A 15,515-nucleotide genomic window follows, 5' to 3' on the forward strand; every position below is an offset into this window, starting at 1 on the left:
CTTCATCCTTTCGGCGCCCTACCTGACGACCTGAACTTCGCCCGTCGTCACGTGCATTTGAGACTGCTGGGTCTGGGTGAGCTGGCCGTTCTGCCCACCGCCGCCGGCAGTGACCTCCCAGTTGATCGCCCACGTCGACGTCGCGGTCAGCTGGTACCTGCCGCCCTGCGCCGCAGCCGACGTCTTGCTGTAGACGTGCCCGCAGGTCGGGGACTCCGACATACCGACAGACGCTCGATAGACCGTCCCTGGCCCGCGGCACGTCACCGTGGTGCCGTCACCCATTCGCCAGACGATCTGAGAGACCTTGGCCGTGGCGGTGACGGTCACACCGCCGGCGGATGCCGACGCGGACTGAGGGCCGTATGTGGTCGCCTTCTGGTTGACCCACATCCACACCGGCACACCCACGGTGTACTTCCCCGCCGCCCGCGGGCTGGCGATGTCCGGACCCCGCAGCCGCATCTTCCGCACAGCCTCCCGAGCCAGTACCTCCGGATCAACGGCCGCGCCTCCGCCGGGCGGCTGGGCGAACCACTGCGAGGTCATCTCCGGGTTGTCGGGGCAGTAGGAGTCGAAGACCGTGCCGTCGTCCGGATCATGGCCCTCCCAGCGCGGATCACCTGACGGTGGTTGGGGGTCGGCCTGCTTGAAATAGCAGTTGCGGCCGTTGACCCAGTCGCCGAAGTCCTTCAGGTTGCAGGGCACTGGGTGGTGGCCGACCCGGTCGTCGTAACACGCGGGCTTGGCAGTCTCGCCGGTCGAGGCATGCTCACCTCTCCCGCCCTTGCCCGAGGTGGTGGCGGTGTCGTCCGCTACAACACGGCACAGGCCTTTTTCGTTGCAGACGACTTTGCCTCCCGCGTACGCGACAACTTCCGTTGCCCCCGAGATGACCAGCGAAGCCAGCACTGCGCCTGCCACGAGGCGCCAACTCAGCATGTCTTCTCCTTGTCGGCCTTCTCGTCGGTGACCAGCCACCGCGAGTACTGCTTTTGGAGATGAGCAGTGATGGTGTAGCGCTTGATCTGGTTGGGCGGGACTACGCTCTTGCCGGTCTTCTTGTTGATTGACTCCCACGTGTTCAAGTCGAAGCACACGGTGAGGATGGCTCGCGTACCGGAGGCATCGAGCTCTACGTCGTCCTCCGAGGCCGCCGCCTTGGGTTCACCTCTGACGACGATGCCGTTCTGCATGTTGACGAAAACGGTGTCCTTCGCATCCCGCAGTGCATTGCCTGTGGCGTACTTGGTGATGTTGCTGCCGGCGAATGAGGACTTTGCATACGCCTTAACCTCTTCAACGGTCATGCCCTCGTATGCGGCGATGACGGCCTTGCGAGCCTGGGCCTCGTCTGCGGACACGGTTTTCGTCGGAGCCGTAATGCTGGGAGTGGGTGAATGGTCGTCCTTGGGTTCATCGCTGGAGGAACAGGCAGCCGCCGTGGCGATCGAGGCAAGGGCAATTAGCGCTGTGGATACAGTGCGCCGAGGTGTGACGCGAACAGTGGTGGGCTTTGCCGTGCTGCGGTGTTCTCGTGTCACGTTGTCTCCCCGTGCGAACGCGCTGCGTGACGCTGGACGCTCTGGGCCCGGCGGTGCTGCGATCCCGCGCGGGGTGTGTTCCAGCTGCAATGATTCGTTTGCGTAGTGGCAAGATTACGCATATGCCAGTCGTCCTCTTCGATCCCTTGTTCGTTCACTGGGTCAACTCCAGTCACTTTTCGACCTGATCTGGTGCGAGTCGGTGGGGTGAGTTCGCTGTCCTTGCGGGTGCTGGTACGGGGGTGTGTCCTGGCTTGAGGTGTGATGGTGAGTCAGTTTTCGCCGAATCCGGCCGTCCTCTGCGGGTGTTGCCACGCCAAAGTGGCCAGTTGTGACATGGCTGAATTACCCCCTCTGGAACGGGTCGGACGTTCTGATTCCGCGCTGCTTCGCTATGTGTGAGAGCGGCGGGAGTTGATCGTCTCGCCGGCTGCGGTGGCCCACCGGTTGGTGGTCGGTGACGTTCACGGCCGGGTGCGTGGCGGTGTGCAGCATCCGAAGTCCTGTGGGTGAGGGACGGCATCTTGCCGCCCTTGGACTGGTTTGCAGGGCTCGTGCGGGACGGCGTCTGACAGTGTGCAGAAGTAAAGTAGCGATTCGCGTGAGCAAACTTCAATGCTTTTGGTGAAGGATGGAAAGTTGGCTGGTTGGGCCGGTGGGGCCTGCAGTTGGTGGGTGGGAGCCCAGTTGGGTCCAGGGGCGTGGGTTGCCGCCGGTCAGAGGCGTCCACACGTGAGCGGTGGGCCCGTGGAGCTCGAGGTCGTCCAAAACCGCGGCGCCGAGTGGCACCTGTCGGGCCAGCGTGGCTACGAGTGGGTGTTGGGCGACCATGCCATGCAGGTCGCTGATCCGGTTGTTCAGCACGTACTTGGAGGCCCCAGTGAGCACGAACAGGATCCGGGGATATACGGGATACCAGCGCAGCCAGACCGCGCCGGGAACGGCCGACTGCCGCGGGCGTTGGCGCCCCATGGGCTGCGGCTGGTAGGACCACAGCCGCGCGTACTCGATCAGCTTCGACGCGAGCCGCTCGCTGCTCATGGTCGTGCGGTCGACCTCGACGAACGCCTTGAGCTTCGTGCGCTGATCTGCGCCGATGACCGTGTAGTGCATCAGCGCATCCGCGATGATCTTCTCGCCGTCGTTGAGCGGATGACAGACCTCGGGCGTCCAGTCCAGGTGCCCGTGCTCGTCACCACGCCTGCGGGCATTGGTCACGAACGCCAGATGAGTGCGGACCACGGTCAGGGTGTGCGGCGTCTTGAGCGAGGCAGCGGTGGCCGAGGTGATCGGATACGGTGGCCGGCCCCGCAGTGCGGGGAAGTCCCGGACCAGTCGGGCTCCCTGGCCCGTCAGGTACCAGGCGCGAGAGCGATTGGATGCCGGCAGCACCGTGTAGTCCACGAGGCCATCACGGCGCAGCTTGTTCAGCGGCGTGGAGACGGTCTGCCGCGCAGTGGCGGGCCGCAGCAGGATGTGGAGCTGGTTCGTGGTCGCCATGCGGTGCTGCCCCAGCACGGCCAGGAGTTGATGCGGCAGCGGCTCGACCGGGCTCGGAGCGTGACCGGAGGACGCGGTTTTGAAGGTGATGGTCACTCGTAACCCTTCTGCAGCCGTGCGGCCGGCGGGGTGGGCGGGGCGAGTTGGGCGAGGAAACGGTTCACACGGTCCAACTGGTCGGCGGCGTGGGTGGTGAGCTGGCTCAGAGGCTCGGCGCCGGCCATGGCGCGGGCGGCGCGCTCCAGCGCTGCCGTCTGGCGGGGGCGTGCGTAGTTGGCGAAGACCTCGTCGAGGTGCGGGCCGGTGATCTGGACGGGCCCGACGCGACGGCCTGTGACGGTCAGCGACATGTAGTGCTCGAAGCGGTCCAGGGTGGCGACGAGGCCGGGGCCGGGGTTGTCGCCCCATTCCGCAGTGATCGGGGCGATGGCGGACTGTGAACCGGCAGTGGACGCCAGCGTGGACGCGTTTTGGATGAGGGACAGCCGCACCGGCAGGGGCAGGCGTGCCAGCAACTGGGTCATGCCGTGGACGTGGACTTTGTACTTGCGGAAGTCCTCGAACATGCTGGCGATCGTTTCCGCGGCTGCTCCGGTCAGGGTGATCAGCTCGTCGAAGTAGGGGCGGAACGGGACCCGGTGGGCTTCGGGGATGTCGCGGCGAGAACGCACGGCGCGCAGCAGGTCACGGGCGAGCAGTGCGGTGATCAGCCGGTCGGTGGGTCCGTTGCCGCCCGGGCACACCCACACGATCATGCGGGTGTCCATGGCGGCGCGGATGTTGTAGCGGCCGGCGGGCTGGCCGAGGAAGGCGCGGGTGATGGGGTTGGCGGCGAGTCGGGCGATCGGGTTGAGGATCACGGCGAAGGAGTCCGGCGGCAGGGTGGGGAACACCCTCTGCCACCAGGAGCGGGTCTCCTCGTCCAGGCGCCCCTGAACACCGGCGAGCGCTGCAGCGCGGAAGACCGGATCGGTGAGCAGCGACCGCATGTGGAAGATCGTGGCCTGGTCCTCGGGCCGCCCGGCCTGGCAGGCGGCTTCGTTGACAGCCACCAGCACCGCCAGCGAGGCGGTGAGAATGGTCAGAGCGCGGGGGGTGCTGGCATCGTCCCAGCCGAGCGCGGAGACGTAGGCGTCCGCGGTGGCCTCGACGACCTCGTGCGCCACCTGGCCCTGGTGCATGCCCAGCGGGTTCCATGAACCCACCTGCGCGGCGGGACCGTGGGCGTTGAGGTCCACGAGCGCGATCCGCTCCATCAGCGCGTCGTGAGCCAAAAAAGGCAGAGCGCGGGGCCAGGAATCGCGGTGCGGGTCGAGGAACATCAGCCCGCCGCCGGAGTGAGCCCAGCCGATCGCCTGCGCCAGGGCGCGTTCGGTCTTGCCACCGCCCGCCTTGCCCACGCCGACCTCGAACAGGGTCTCCTCGGCGTAGCTGGCGACCAGGCGCCGGCGGCCGTCGGGGCTGCGATAAATGCCCTGCAGCAGCAGTTTGGGGTTGTCGAACTCGAAGGTCGGCAGGTCGTCGGCGAGCAGCGGCAGCCGGCAGTGCACCGTGGGCGGCTTGAGCAGGCCGGTCAACTCCTCCAGGCGCACCCAGTTGGGGCGGGGCGGCCGGCATTGACCAAGCCGCCAGCGGCGCTCGAAGCTGCGCCGGCTGGGCCAGCGATCCGCCCCCAGCCGCCACGGGCCGATCCGCCATCCGCGCATCGCCCACCGCGAGCCGCCGCCGAACACGTCGAACGCAGCCTGCAGCTGGGCGAGCCGGGCCTCGGAGCGGCCTTCCACGTTCGAGGCGCACATCACCAGCAGCTGCACCCGCACGAGGTGGTCGTCATCGGCGAGCTTGCCCAAAGCCTCCGCAGCCTCCACCCGGCGGGGGACGGGCGGCATGACCAGGCGGCGGCCACCGGCGCTCTGCTTGCCACTGACCAGCTGCTGCAGCTGCCAGGCGATGGAGTCCTCCATGCCGGTGGCGTCCTGCCGCACCCACCGGGCCGCCCGCTGGGTCTCGCGCCGTTCCCTGCGCCGGGCGTCCGCCATCAGCTGCAAACGACGGGCCCGCAGCGCCCATTTGGGGGCCCGCTGGATGTCGAGCCGGACCTCGGCCAGGTCCCCCAGCTCTGCCCGCAGATCGGAGACTGCGTCGATCAAAGGCTGCAGCGGGTCCGGTTCCAGCGGCACCTCCCGCAGCGGGGCCGTGGGCTTGCCGCGAAGGATGAACTCCGCCCGCACCGCGTGCTCCCGCGGTGTGTCGAGGAGGGGACGGGCCCGCTGCACGGTGACGGCCGGCCCGAACGGCGTGATGGACAGCAGGCGTTCACCCCCGGCGGGACCTTCGATCCGGTAGCGCAACGGGCTCGAGCCGTCGGCGCGCAGCCGGATCTGCACCGTCTTCGACCGCCGGGGCGCCCACCACGGCATGCTCGTCGAGGCGCGGGCAAGCTGGACCCCGCGGCGGAAGATCTCCTCCAGGCCCGGATTGAAATGCCGCGACGGCACAAGTTCCAACGCCATCCGCTCGGCCGAGGCCTTCCGCGCCAGACGGCGCACCACCATCTCGCCCACGGCCCAGCCCGCGGCGCCGGCCGCCACAGGCACCCACCAGTAGGCGATCAGCCAGCCGGCGGCATCGACCAGGCCGGCCAGCCAACCCAGGATCGGACCGGCCGCCACATGATCGGCCCGGTCGGTCAGGTACGGGGCTGAGGCGTCCACGTGGATGCCCCTTTCGATGGTGCACGGGTGAAGTACCAGTCGGTGATGCGCCGGTCGGTGTAGCTGCCGCCGCGATCCACGCCCGCCCACACCAGGTGCACCACCGCCCGGTCCGGGCGGCCGTCCCGGCGGGCAACGACAGCCTGGATACGGAAGCGGGCGGTAGCGAACGCCGGCGCGATCGCCCGGCCCGGGTCGCCGAAGAACGCCGGCCAGTTGGCGCGGCCGATCCCGGTGGCGTCCGCCCGCAGCAGGTCCCGGCCGGCCGCGAGAAGCTCGTGTTCGTCGCTGATGGCAAGGTCGGCGGGCCAGGCGTCATCGAGCGACTGCTGGATGGCGCCATCGCCGGCCATGCCCTCGCCGTGCGGCGGCAGCGCGGACACGCCGGCTGGCTGCATCGACGCGCTGAAGGCCGGAGCTGGCCCGGGCGCCGCGGGCTGTGCAATGCCGCCGTCTGAAGCGGTCGCAGCAGGGTGCGCCGTGGGGGCGCTCTCGGGCGGTGGAGGCGAGGCAGCGGGTGCGCTTGGCGCATGCGACACCCTCAGCAGCATCACCCCGGCCACGACCAGGACCACGGTGGCGATCAGCAACAGGTGGGGCGAGCGCGCCGGGGAGGCGGTCACAGCAGGCGGGCCCCTCCCGCATAGCCCGGCATCGCGTTGACCGCATCCAGGCGGACCACAGCACCAGGCCGGGGCGCGTTGACCATCTGCCCGCGGCCGAGATAAATCCCGACGTGATAGATCGTGGCGTCATATCCGGGAGCGTCGGCGTAGAAGACGAGGTCGCCAGCCTTGAGCGCGCCGGTCCCCAAAGCGGCTGGGATGCGCCTGCCGACGCCGGCCTGCGCGGCCGCGGTACGCGGCAGGCGGATGCCGGCGGTGGCGTAGGCGAACGTGGTCAGCCCCGAGCAGTCGAAGCCCTTGATGCTCGCGCCGCTCTTGCCGCTGGGGGAGCAGCACACCCCGAACGAGGTTCCGGCGGCGTTGCCGCCGCCCCACGAGTAGGGCACACCGCGCTGGGAGAGCGCCGCCTCGATCACGGTGTGGAGCTTCCCGGACACGTTTGTGAGGTCCGGGTCCTTGGCGGCCGCCGTGTACTGGTCGATCCACCCCAGCACGTTCGCCACGTAGGCACGGGAGTGGTTGTACTGCCAGATCGCGGCCTTCAGCTGCGCCCGCTTGTTCAGGTCACGGCCGCCGCCGCAGAGATAGACCGCGGCGCCGAGCGCGGCGTCGTCGGCGTTGTGCGGATCGGCGGTCTTGTCCCCGTTCGCGTCCTTCCCGACGCCCTCCCAGGTAGACGGCAGAAACTGGAACGGGCCGACCGCGCGCTCCCCGCTGGCGGTACCGTCCCACTCGCCGTGGTCGGTGTCGGGGAAGGCGGTGGTGTTCCCGCCGGCTCCGCTGCCGCTCAGGAGCACCCCGTAGATCTTCGGGCGGATGTCGCCGCCTGTGGCGATGGTGCGGCCGATGGCGTGGTTCGACTCGACCTTGGCGATTCCGGCGAGGATCGGCCAGCGCATGCCCCTACACCTGGGCACCTGCCGGCCGACCAGCTGGACGGCCTTCTTGTAGGCGCTGAGCATGCGCACCGGGATGTCCGCCGCGCTGCCGTCGGCGATCCCGCCGTCGTCACCCGCATTCGCCTGCAGCGCCACGTAGGCACTGATCGCGTTCGACACCGGCGCGGCGCAGCACACCGCCGACAACAGCAGCAGCACGCCCACGCATCCCCACCGCCCCAGGCGGCGCCGCGACGCCCTCACTCCTCCTCACCGTGCTCGTTTCGCCACTGCTCCCGCATCTGGCGCAGCCGCTCGGCTTGGCGTTGGCGTTCCGCCTCGGACGCGTTGCGCCTCAACCGGTCCCGCATCTGGGCGTGCGCCTCATCGCGCGGAGTGCTGCGGGCGCGCGCTGCGCCGGGAGGCGACGGCCGGTCCGGCCCGGCACCTGAGGGTGTGCCGGTGCGGTCTGTGGGTTCCATGCGGGGCAGATACACCCGCTCCCCGGTGGAGGCGGCGCGGCCGTCGTTCCTGGAGGGTGGCTGGCTGGGCCGGGGAGCGGGGGGACGCGGACGGGGCCGGACGGGGAGATCACGGGCCCTGATGGAACGCGCGGGCGATGGTGCGACCGGGGGAGCCGCTGGGTGGGCAGCAACCGGCGGTGGGGTGGTTCCAGGAGGCTCCGCTGGCGGGGTGGCAGGAGTGGCCGGCAGCCGGCCGGGCCGTGCCGGGCTGGCGCCGTCTGTGCTGCCGGTGTGGTTCTGCCGGGCGGGGGAGATGCGGCGGGTGGTGGCTGCCCAGGCCCGGCCATCCTCGCTGAGGGTGTTGCCCCACACCCGTACCTGCTGGCGGGCGTCCTGGGAGAACCGCGATCCGCCGGCGCGGACCCGGCCGACATTGGCCGGCAGGCCGACCGTCGCTCCATAGGCGAGGCGGCCGCCGCGGTTCAGGATGCGGTAGCCGCGCAAGCGCACCAGACGGTTGTGGGCGCGCGTCGACAACAGCGTGCGGTCAGAGTTCTGGTCGTGCAGTACCTGACCCGAGTGACGGTCGACGATCTGACCGTCCTCGTCACGGTAGCGATCGGACGGACCACCAGGACGGCGCGGCCCCCCACCGCCGCCGCCCGGGCCGTCGGACGGGCCACCCGCATCCGGATCACCGTCCGCCGTGGGCTTGCGCCACTTGGCCAGCTGCTCCCGATCCGGACGCCGGCCGATCAACAGCCAGTGGGAGCCCTTCACACCCAGCCGCGCCCCGGCCCCGCCCACAGCAGCCGCCGCCGTCAGCGGAGCGAGACCGCGTCCTGCTTCGGCCGTGGCGTCGGCGAGCATCCGGCCGGTGTCCACCGGCATGCCCGCCCCGTCAAACAGCGACGTCAGTGCGCCCATCAGGCGCTGCCGGGTGCCGAGCAGCCCGAACCGGCCACCACCGCCGCCGGTGAACGCACGCAAGCCCCCGCCATAACCACCCAACGCGGTCGGGGAGTTCATGGCGAGCGCGGCACCGAGCTCGGAGGTGTCGCCGGGCATGTGGGTGCCGCCGACTTTGGCGTAGCGCATCCGCATGGCCATGCGCCGGCCGAAAGACGTGACCGAGGTCAGCAGGCGACGGTGGCCGGCCGCGCCTGCGATGGCGAGGACATCGATCAGCAGGATCCGTTCGACCATCAGGTCGGGCCCGTCAGTGACGGTGGCGTCGATGGCGATGCCGAAGAACGGCACGAAGGCACAGATCCCCACCACGGTCAGGACCGAGATGCCCCAGATCGACAGCCATTTCCACACGCTCTGGCGCGCAGGCCCGGGCAGCATGCCCGCGACGAAGGTGACACCGCCCGCGGCCGCGGCCGCCGCACAGATGCCCTGGGTGCCCAGCAGCACGATCGCGCTGGACAGGAGCATGCCGCAGATGAACAGCGCGGCGATCAGCAGCAAGGCGCCGCCCCCGACGCGCCACCAGGTGGGCTTTGCGGCATAGGCGGCGCACGACTTTCCGACCGGGCCGGACTTCTTCATATCGGCGAGGAACGCGGCGAACGCCTGGTCCTCGTCGGTGACGATCGCCTGGGAGGCGTCGAGGAGCTCGCCTCCGGGCGTGAACGTCGGAAGCTCGTCGCTGCTGGGCGGCTTGCCGTCGACGCCCCGCTCGCAGTACTTCTTGCCCGGCCCGTGGACCAGGCTGCAGGCGTCCTTCGCCTTGTCCGACGGCGTCGAGCTGGGCAGGTACCCGCCGGTGACCCACTTCAAATGGACGGCGTAGGCCTTGCGGTCGGCAGGCTTGGCCGGATCGAGGATGCGTCCGTACTGAAGGAGCATGTACGGCTTGACGATCAGAGCGTTGGTGATCGAGTCCTGGATGGGGCGGGCCACCTCTGCTGCGGAGACCGGCCCGTCGCCTTCACTCTCCTCGCACCGGAGTTCGGCATTGCCGGCCATGCCCGCGCACGGGTCATCGCTGGTGAGTTTGCCGCCCCAGTCGTAGGAGTTGACGGATCGCTGGGCGACCTCGGCGGCCACCTGCTGGGACTGCCCCAGCGGCCCGTCCTGGGCCAGCAGGGTGTCGGGGCGGATGAGAGCTGATGCGGCGATCGCCCCGATGAGCAGGGTGAGGAAGATTTCGCCCAGACCGCGGCCCACCCGGCCACGCACGATCATGAATCCGGCGAAGACGAACGCCCAGGCCAGCAGCAGTGCTTTCAACCCCAATGTGTCGACGACCACGGTGTCGTAGGCGTCGGCGGCCTTCTGTGCCGGCCGGGTGAGGAGCTTCAGCAGCGGGAAGCGGAAAGCGACCTCGATCGCCCACCCAGCCAGGCCCACCAGGAGCCGGATCAGGGTGAACAGCCCGGACAGGGCGAAGGCCAGGGCCTGCGTCTTGAAGGCGACGATGGAACCGCCCTCGGCGCTCAGCTCATACCCGTTGATCGGCACACCCTCGGACGAGTAGATGTTCAGCGGGGCAAGCAGATCTCCGGTATCACTGGTGCTGCCGGCCGCATACACGACCTGGCTGTTCACCATGACGAACACGCCAGTGAGCAGAACGACGAAGCCGGCCGAACGCAGGGCCGCGCGGTCTGGACGCAACACGTCAGCGCCGCCTCTGCCCAGCGGCGTACCGCAGCCGCCACACCACCAGGGCAGCCACACCCGCACCGGCGGGTACCAACCTGGCCACGGCACCGGCCATGTCCTGCTGGCCGGCGGCGGTGGTCGTGGCGCCGCGCCCGCAGTACACCTTGGCCGGGCCGACGATCAAGGCGCACGGATCCCGGTGCGCGGCGTCGGCGGCGAAGGCCCGTCCGATGTGCGGCCACCACGCATCCGGCAGGCCCACCCCGAGGGTGAGAATCACCGCGCCAGCGACGACGGCGATCACGGTCAGGATGCTCGCAGCCACGGCGGCGCACCGGGAGCGGCCCCAGAAAGACATGGTCATCAGACGTGCTCCCTCGGACAGGCATCCACTACCTCGCCGGTACCAGGCACGGACGGCGGGACGACGCTCATGCGGCGCCCCGGCGTGGTGGTGATGGAGGTGGTGATGCGCTCGATGCGGGGGATGGAGACCTTGATACGGCCGGTGTTCTGCCGCGGGCAGGTCAGCAGGAACTCGCCCTCCCGGCCCTTCATGCCGACAGGGGACAGACCGGTGGTCACCAGCCGCAGCAGCTCGCCGTCGTGCGGATCGAGCCCGACGAACTCCAGGCCACGGCGGGCACGTTCGCGGTCGGCGGTGCGGGCGAGTGCGCGGTAGGCCATCAGGCCTCGGTCGGGACCGAGTTCCTCGGCATCGTGGGATCCGGCGATCAGGCCGGCGCCGTGCTTGCGGCCGTCGTGGAGGATCTCGTGGACCAGGGCGGTGCCCTCGGCGGACGAGGTGAGCCAATACAGCTCGTCCAGGACCACCGCGGTGAACCGCCCGGGATCCTCGAACGCGGTCTGCCGGGCGATCGCGGCGATCAAGTAGAGCACCGCCCGGCCGATCAGCGCCTCCAACGGCTGTTGGTGCAGGACCTCGGGGTTGGCGAACGCGGCCTTCGGGGGCAGCTTCAGCCCCGTGGTGGTGATCACGATCATGTCGGAGGCGCTGGAGGCGTCAAGCCGCACCGGAGGCAGCGCCGGATCGAAGACCATCCGGGCCAGGGAATTGCTGGCGACGACGCGGATGAGGCCGGCGAGGGTGGCCGCCGCGTCCTGTCGTTTGCCCACCTCGCTCGCGGCCATCTCCTCGAGGACCTCATGGACACGGTGCATCGACGGCTCCGGACCGGCGGCGGCCTGCTCGACGGCGTGGTGCAGGACCTCGCCGCTGGTGCTCATCGGACCGATGCCGAGCTGCAGGGTGAGGTAGGACAGGGCGTAATGCCGTCCCTCGTGCCCGGCGAACATCCGCAGCGGGTCGATGGACACCTCGGCCTGCGCAGCGTCGATGATCTGGACGCGGCCCTTGGCAGCGGTGCGGGCAAAGGTCGCCCACTCGCGCACGGGGGTGCGGTCGATGCAGATCGCGCAACCGCCGCGCGCCCACACCGCCTCGGCGATCAACTTCTGCAGCACGCTCTTGCCCGCGCCAAGATCCCCGACGAGGCCCATCGAGGCGGAGGCGTCGACCTTGGGCGCATCCGCCACGTTGATCATGACGGGGCGGGTGGTGCCGCAGTCCAGGTCGATGCCGAGGAACATGCCGTTGGGGTCGCCGACCTCCGCAGCGGTGAAGGCCCCACCCAGTGCCCAGTCTTCGGAGATCTGATGCTGGGTGAACTCCCGCACCACACCGGGCCGCACGGTGCCGGGCAGCCCCAGAGTGAACAGGGCCTCCTGCAGGCCGGCCGGACGCACCACCCGGTAGTCGGCGCCGCCGAGCAGCGACGCGAGGGCGCGGGCCCGGGCGTCGCATACGGCGGCGGTCGGACCCCACACCGTCAGCACCGTGACGGACTGCACCTCGACCTCCACGCTGGTGCGGGAGAGACGGGCATCCAGCTCGCCAAGGTCGCGGGCGGCCTCGGCCAACGACGCGGGCATGCCGGTGGGGCGGGCGTCGTACTGGTCGGCCTGGTCGATGAGTTCGTTCTTCTTGCGCCGCACCTGGGCTCGGGCCTTCTCCGCGGGCACGAGCATCAGGTCGACGGTGTAGTCGACGGGAAAGTCCAGCGTCTCCAGCTGGGCGAACAGGTCGGCGGCGTCCTGGCTGACTGCAGGCGGGCACTCGGCCAGCGCCAATTGCGCCTGATAGCCGGCCCCGGCGTCCGTTTCGACCTGCAGCCAGCGCCGCCCGAGCGGTGACCCGGTATTCACTCGCCACCAGGCATTGCGGCCCGACCGCGTGATCTGGCCCGCGCTCTTGAGCTCGTCCACGTCGTCGAGTTCGGGGTCGATGCCGCCTTCCTGCAGGCGCACTTGGCCCAGATCGGCGTAGCTGGGGGAGCGCAGCACCCCGCCGCGGAGCTGCCCGCCATACATCTCACTGGTCTCGGCCTCCGCCAGCAGCGGCTCAGCAAGGCCGCGGTGCAGGGCGTGCTGGATCATCCACACGATCTCCGCCGGGCGGGCCGGGCGGAAGGCGATGCCGCCGGCGAGTGTGGCCTCAACCCGGGAGGCCTGCTCGCGATACGCGCTCACCTCGCGGCGGGTTACCGGCGCCGGCCGCATGCCTAGCACCGGGGCGAGTTCGGCCCACGCCGCGCCGAGGGTCTCCGACACCTGCAGGCTGCTTGCTTCGGTCTGCAGGGGTATGGCCAACCACAGGGTGCGGCGATGCATCTCCTGGTCGTCCAGCAGGTCGAAGGCGGCCTCGACGTTCTCGACCCACGGGTGCCGGCGCGCACCGGGTGCCTGTTCAGCCGGTTCGATGCCCTCGATCATTCTGAGGGCGATCTCACCCGGGTCGACCTGGGCACACATGCCGTACAGGCGAGGAGCTCCGGACAGCGAGCGCACCAAGTGGGTGATCTTTAACAGTTGTTCGTCGCGGACGGAGGCGGGCACGTAGGTGCCCTGGACGGCTTCCTCGCGACGGCCGTGCGCGTCGGGGCCCGGGTGCAGGCGGTAGAGCGCCCAGACGCTGCCCTGCGTCGACCACACCAGGTGCCCGGCGATGTGACGGATCGGAACCCTCACCGCGCACCCCCGCCCTGCCCGGTGAGGGCGAGTAACTGCTGCACACCCGACACCGGCCCCGCCGTTGGTGCGGGAACAACTGGCTGTGTGCGGCGGGGTGTGGACGAGCGGTCTGCGGCCGGGCTCGGGTGCGGCGCCCGGACCGGACACCGCCGCACAGCATGGGAGGGTGCGGCCTGCACAGTAGGGCCGGGCGCGGGCGTGTCCTCGATGGTGAAGCCGCCGAGCAGCGGGTGCGCGGTCCGGTCGCGGGCGGCCCGCCCACCGATCCGCCCACCGCGGGGCTGCCAGCCGAGCAGCACCCAGCCCAACGCGGCCTGCATCGGGGCACGGCCCCGGACCCTCGGCCGGCGCACCACCCAGATGACCAAACCCCACCCGATGATGGGGACCGGCCCCATCCACGACCACCGGCTGATCGTCTTGACCAGCAGGAAACCGCCGCCGACGGCGACCGCGATCTGCGCGGGCGTGTACGGGCCGAGCGGAATGCGCCAGTCGGCGACCTTGCCCAGCACCCACGGGTGGCGGCGGGCGGCGGTGTAGAAGCGGCTCACCCGTGCCGCGCCTGTCGCGCTCACAGCCAGCCTCCCACGCCCGGCGAGTGGTCACGCGAGGCCGGGAGTTCGGACCGGACGATCCCGGGGGCGGCGGGCGCGCCCTTGGATGGGTTCTTCACCTCGTCGGTGAACATGTTCGCGAGGTCGTTGCGCGAGTTGTACAGACCTAGCGCGATCACCATCAGGAGCAGGGCGCCAATCCCCGCCTTCAGAGAGAACTTCTGGATCATGATGACGACGACTAGGCAGATCAGACCGGCCTGGAGGGCCTTGGTTGCCCACTCCTTGAACATGTTGATCCACGAGTTACCAAGATCATTTAGCTGTCCGGCGAACATCAGGCTGTGCGCGGTGTTCATCGGGCACCCCCGTCCTGGGCCGTGCCGGACTGAAGCGCGGCGACTTCCCACCGGTCCGAGCGGGCCTTGAGTGTGAGCTCGTATGCCAGCGGCCACCGGCCGGTCACGTCACGGGCTTCCACCGAAGCGAGGACCCGCACCGTCGTGCCGTCCGCCGGCACTTGCTCGGCGGCCGCGGTCTCCTCGACGGCGGACACCTCCTGGACGGCGACCCTCGTGTACGGGGCGGGGGAGACGGCGGTGAGGTTCACGCCAGGCGCGAGGTAGCGGTCGACCTCTCCGGCACCCGTCAGGTAGGCGGCGAGGAATTGCCCGACTGCGGACGGCAGATCACCCTCCGGGACGGTCACGGCATACGACGACTTCGCCACCCCGGCCCGGGCCGGGCCGGCCACCACGCCGGGCGCACCGGTCACCGTGATCGAGGAGCCCGTGCTGTCGGAGGCCAGCGGCACGGCGTAGTACCGCACCGATCCGCCTGCGTATTGCGCAGCCACGGTCACCGACCACGCACCGGCACTGCGCTGCGCACTGCGCACCGCGGTCACCGACTGGGGTGCCGATTGCGCACCAGCGGCCGGGGCAGGCAGTTCGACGTCCGGCGCCATCGACTGCGCAAGCCGCGCCTGCGCGCTCGTCGCGTCGTTCGCGCTGCTGCGCAGCCACGCCCCGATGAACACCTGCGCATAGCCGCCCGGGTCGGTGGCGGATGTCGTGGCGCGCACGGCGGTGGGCTTGGTCGCGGGGGCTGCCGCGACCGTGGTCGGAGTGGAGGCGACGGCGACGCACAGCGCGATGGGGCCGGCCGCGACGACGGCCCAGGCTGCTACGCATGTGAGGCGTATGCGGCGGCGCATCGCCTCCAGCCGGGCGCCGGCCGCCATCGGAGCAGCGGCCTCGCTCTGTGAGGCCTGCTTGCCAGGGGACATGGTCAAACTCCCAGGTCAGGAACGGACGTTGCCGACCTTGAGAAGACCCGGCGACCCCGACCTGACCACCGACCACGAACCCCCGACCATGGTCACGATGAGGAGACGAAGTCCATGGTCGGGGTTATGGTTTGCCCGACCATGGGTTGCGAGCCGGCGGCGGGCCATCGCGTCCGACGCGCGTTGCCCGGACCGGCGACCGCCGTGCGATCACGTTGCTGCCAGGTCACAGGGCGCGGACACCGCGCAGACGGAAGGCCGGGCCGCGACAGAAGCTGCG

General features: G+C 70.1%; 12 protein-coding genes. All 12 read right to left on the reverse strand.

Annotation, left to right across the window (positions count from 1 at the left end):
- Positions 1 to 18: 18 nt before the first annotated feature.
- Positions 19 to 942, reverse strand: coding sequence for an ATP/GTP-binding protein (locus tag ABZT03_RS31155; protein WP_356045592.1), 924 nt, complete (start codon positions 940 to 942; stop codon positions 19 to 21).
- A complete protein-coding gene (locus ABZT03_RS31160; RefSeq protein ID WP_356045593.1) occupies positions 936 to 1,544 on the reverse strand; it encodes a hypothetical protein in 609 nt (202 codons plus the stop codon). Before ABZT03_RS31160 ends, ABZT03_RS31155 begins: the two co-directional genes overlap by 7 nt.
- Before the next feature lie 612 nt (positions 1,545 to 2,156).
- On the reverse strand, positions 2,157 to 3,140 hold the full coding sequence (locus tag ABZT03_RS31165; protein ID WP_356045595.1) for a replication-relaxation family protein: 984 nt from the start codon (positions 3,138 to 3,140) through the stop codon (positions 2,157 to 2,159).
- The gene (locus tag ABZT03_RS31170) at positions 3,137 to 5,758 is read right to left on the reverse strand and encodes an ATP/GTP-binding protein (protein ID WP_356045597.1); all 2,622 of its coding nucleotides are present in this window, start codon (positions 5,756 to 5,758) and stop codon (positions 3,137 to 3,139) included. The genes ABZT03_RS31165 and ABZT03_RS31170 overlap by 4 nt, the downstream gene beginning before the upstream one ends.
- On the reverse strand, positions 5,734 to 6,381 hold the full coding sequence (locus tag ABZT03_RS31175; protein ID WP_356045600.1) for a hypothetical protein: 648 nt from the start codon (positions 6,379 to 6,381) through the stop codon (positions 5,734 to 5,736). The genes ABZT03_RS31170 and ABZT03_RS31175 overlap by 25 nt, the downstream gene beginning before the upstream one ends.
- Positions 6,378 to 7,481, reverse strand: a complete 1,104-nt coding sequence (locus ABZT03_RS31180) for a bifunctional lytic transglycosylase/C40 family peptidase (RefSeq protein WP_356045602.1) — start codon at positions 7,479 to 7,481, stop codon at positions 6,378 to 6,380. Before ABZT03_RS31180 ends, ABZT03_RS31175 begins: the two co-directional genes overlap by 4 nt.
- A 41-nt stretch (positions 7,482 to 7,522) precedes the next feature.
- A complete protein-coding gene (locus ABZT03_RS31185; RefSeq protein WP_356045604.1) occupies positions 7,523 to 10,354 on the reverse strand; it encodes a hypothetical protein in 2,832 nt (943 codons plus the stop codon).
- A 1-nt stretch (position 10,355) separates the two neighbouring features.
- Positions 10,356 to 10,703, reverse strand: a complete 348-nt coding sequence (locus tag ABZT03_RS31190) for a hypothetical protein (protein ID WP_356045606.1) — start codon at positions 10,701 to 10,703, stop codon at positions 10,356 to 10,358.
- The gene (locus tag ABZT03_RS31195; protein WP_356045608.1) at positions 10,703 to 13,387 is read right to left on the reverse strand and encodes an ATP-binding protein; all 2,685 of its coding nucleotides are present in this window, start codon (positions 13,385 to 13,387) and stop codon (positions 10,703 to 10,705) included. The genes ABZT03_RS31190 and ABZT03_RS31195 overlap by 1 nt, the downstream gene beginning before the upstream one ends.
- A complete protein-coding gene (locus ABZT03_RS31200; RefSeq protein WP_356045610.1) occupies positions 13,384 to 13,968 on the reverse strand; it encodes a hypothetical protein in 585 nt (194 codons plus the stop codon). The genes ABZT03_RS31195 and ABZT03_RS31200 overlap by 4 nt, the downstream gene beginning before the upstream one ends.
- The gene (locus ABZT03_RS31205) at positions 13,965 to 14,306 is read right to left on the reverse strand and encodes a hypothetical protein (RefSeq protein WP_356045611.1); all 342 of its coding nucleotides are present in this window, start codon (positions 14,304 to 14,306) and stop codon (positions 13,965 to 13,967) included. The genes ABZT03_RS31200 and ABZT03_RS31205 overlap by 4 nt, the downstream gene beginning before the upstream one ends.
- A complete protein-coding gene (locus ABZT03_RS31210; protein ID WP_356045613.1) occupies positions 14,303 to 15,235 on the reverse strand; it encodes a conjugal transfer protein in 933 nt (310 codons plus the stop codon). The genes ABZT03_RS31205 and ABZT03_RS31210 overlap by 4 nt, the downstream gene beginning before the upstream one ends.
- Positions 15,236 to 15,515 lie beyond the last annotated feature (280 nt).

Source organism: Streptomyces sp. NPDC005574 (assembly GCF_040605435.1).
GTDB lineage: Bacteria > Actinomycetota > Actinomycetes > Streptomycetales > Streptomycetaceae > Streptomyces.

What these genes read in the sequence shown, in the direction of transcription:
- ABZT03_RS31205 (WP_356045611.1), bottom strand. Translation starts at nt 14,306, where the DNA reads ATGAACACCGCGCACAGCCTGATGTTCGCCGGACAGCTAAATGATCTT.
- ABZT03_RS31190 (WP_356045606.1), bottom strand. Translation starts at nt 10,703, where the DNA reads ATGACCATGTCTTTCTGGGGCCGCTCCCGGTGCGCCGCCGTGGCTGCG.
- ABZT03_RS31210 (WP_356045613.1), bottom strand. Translation starts at nt 15,235, where the DNA reads ATGTCCCCTGGCAAGCAGGCCTCACAGAGCGAGGCCGCTGCTCCGATG.
- ABZT03_RS31155 (WP_356045592.1), bottom strand. Translation starts at nt 942, where the DNA reads ATGCTGAGTTGGCGCCTCGTGGCAGGCGCAGTGCTGGCTTCGCTGGTC.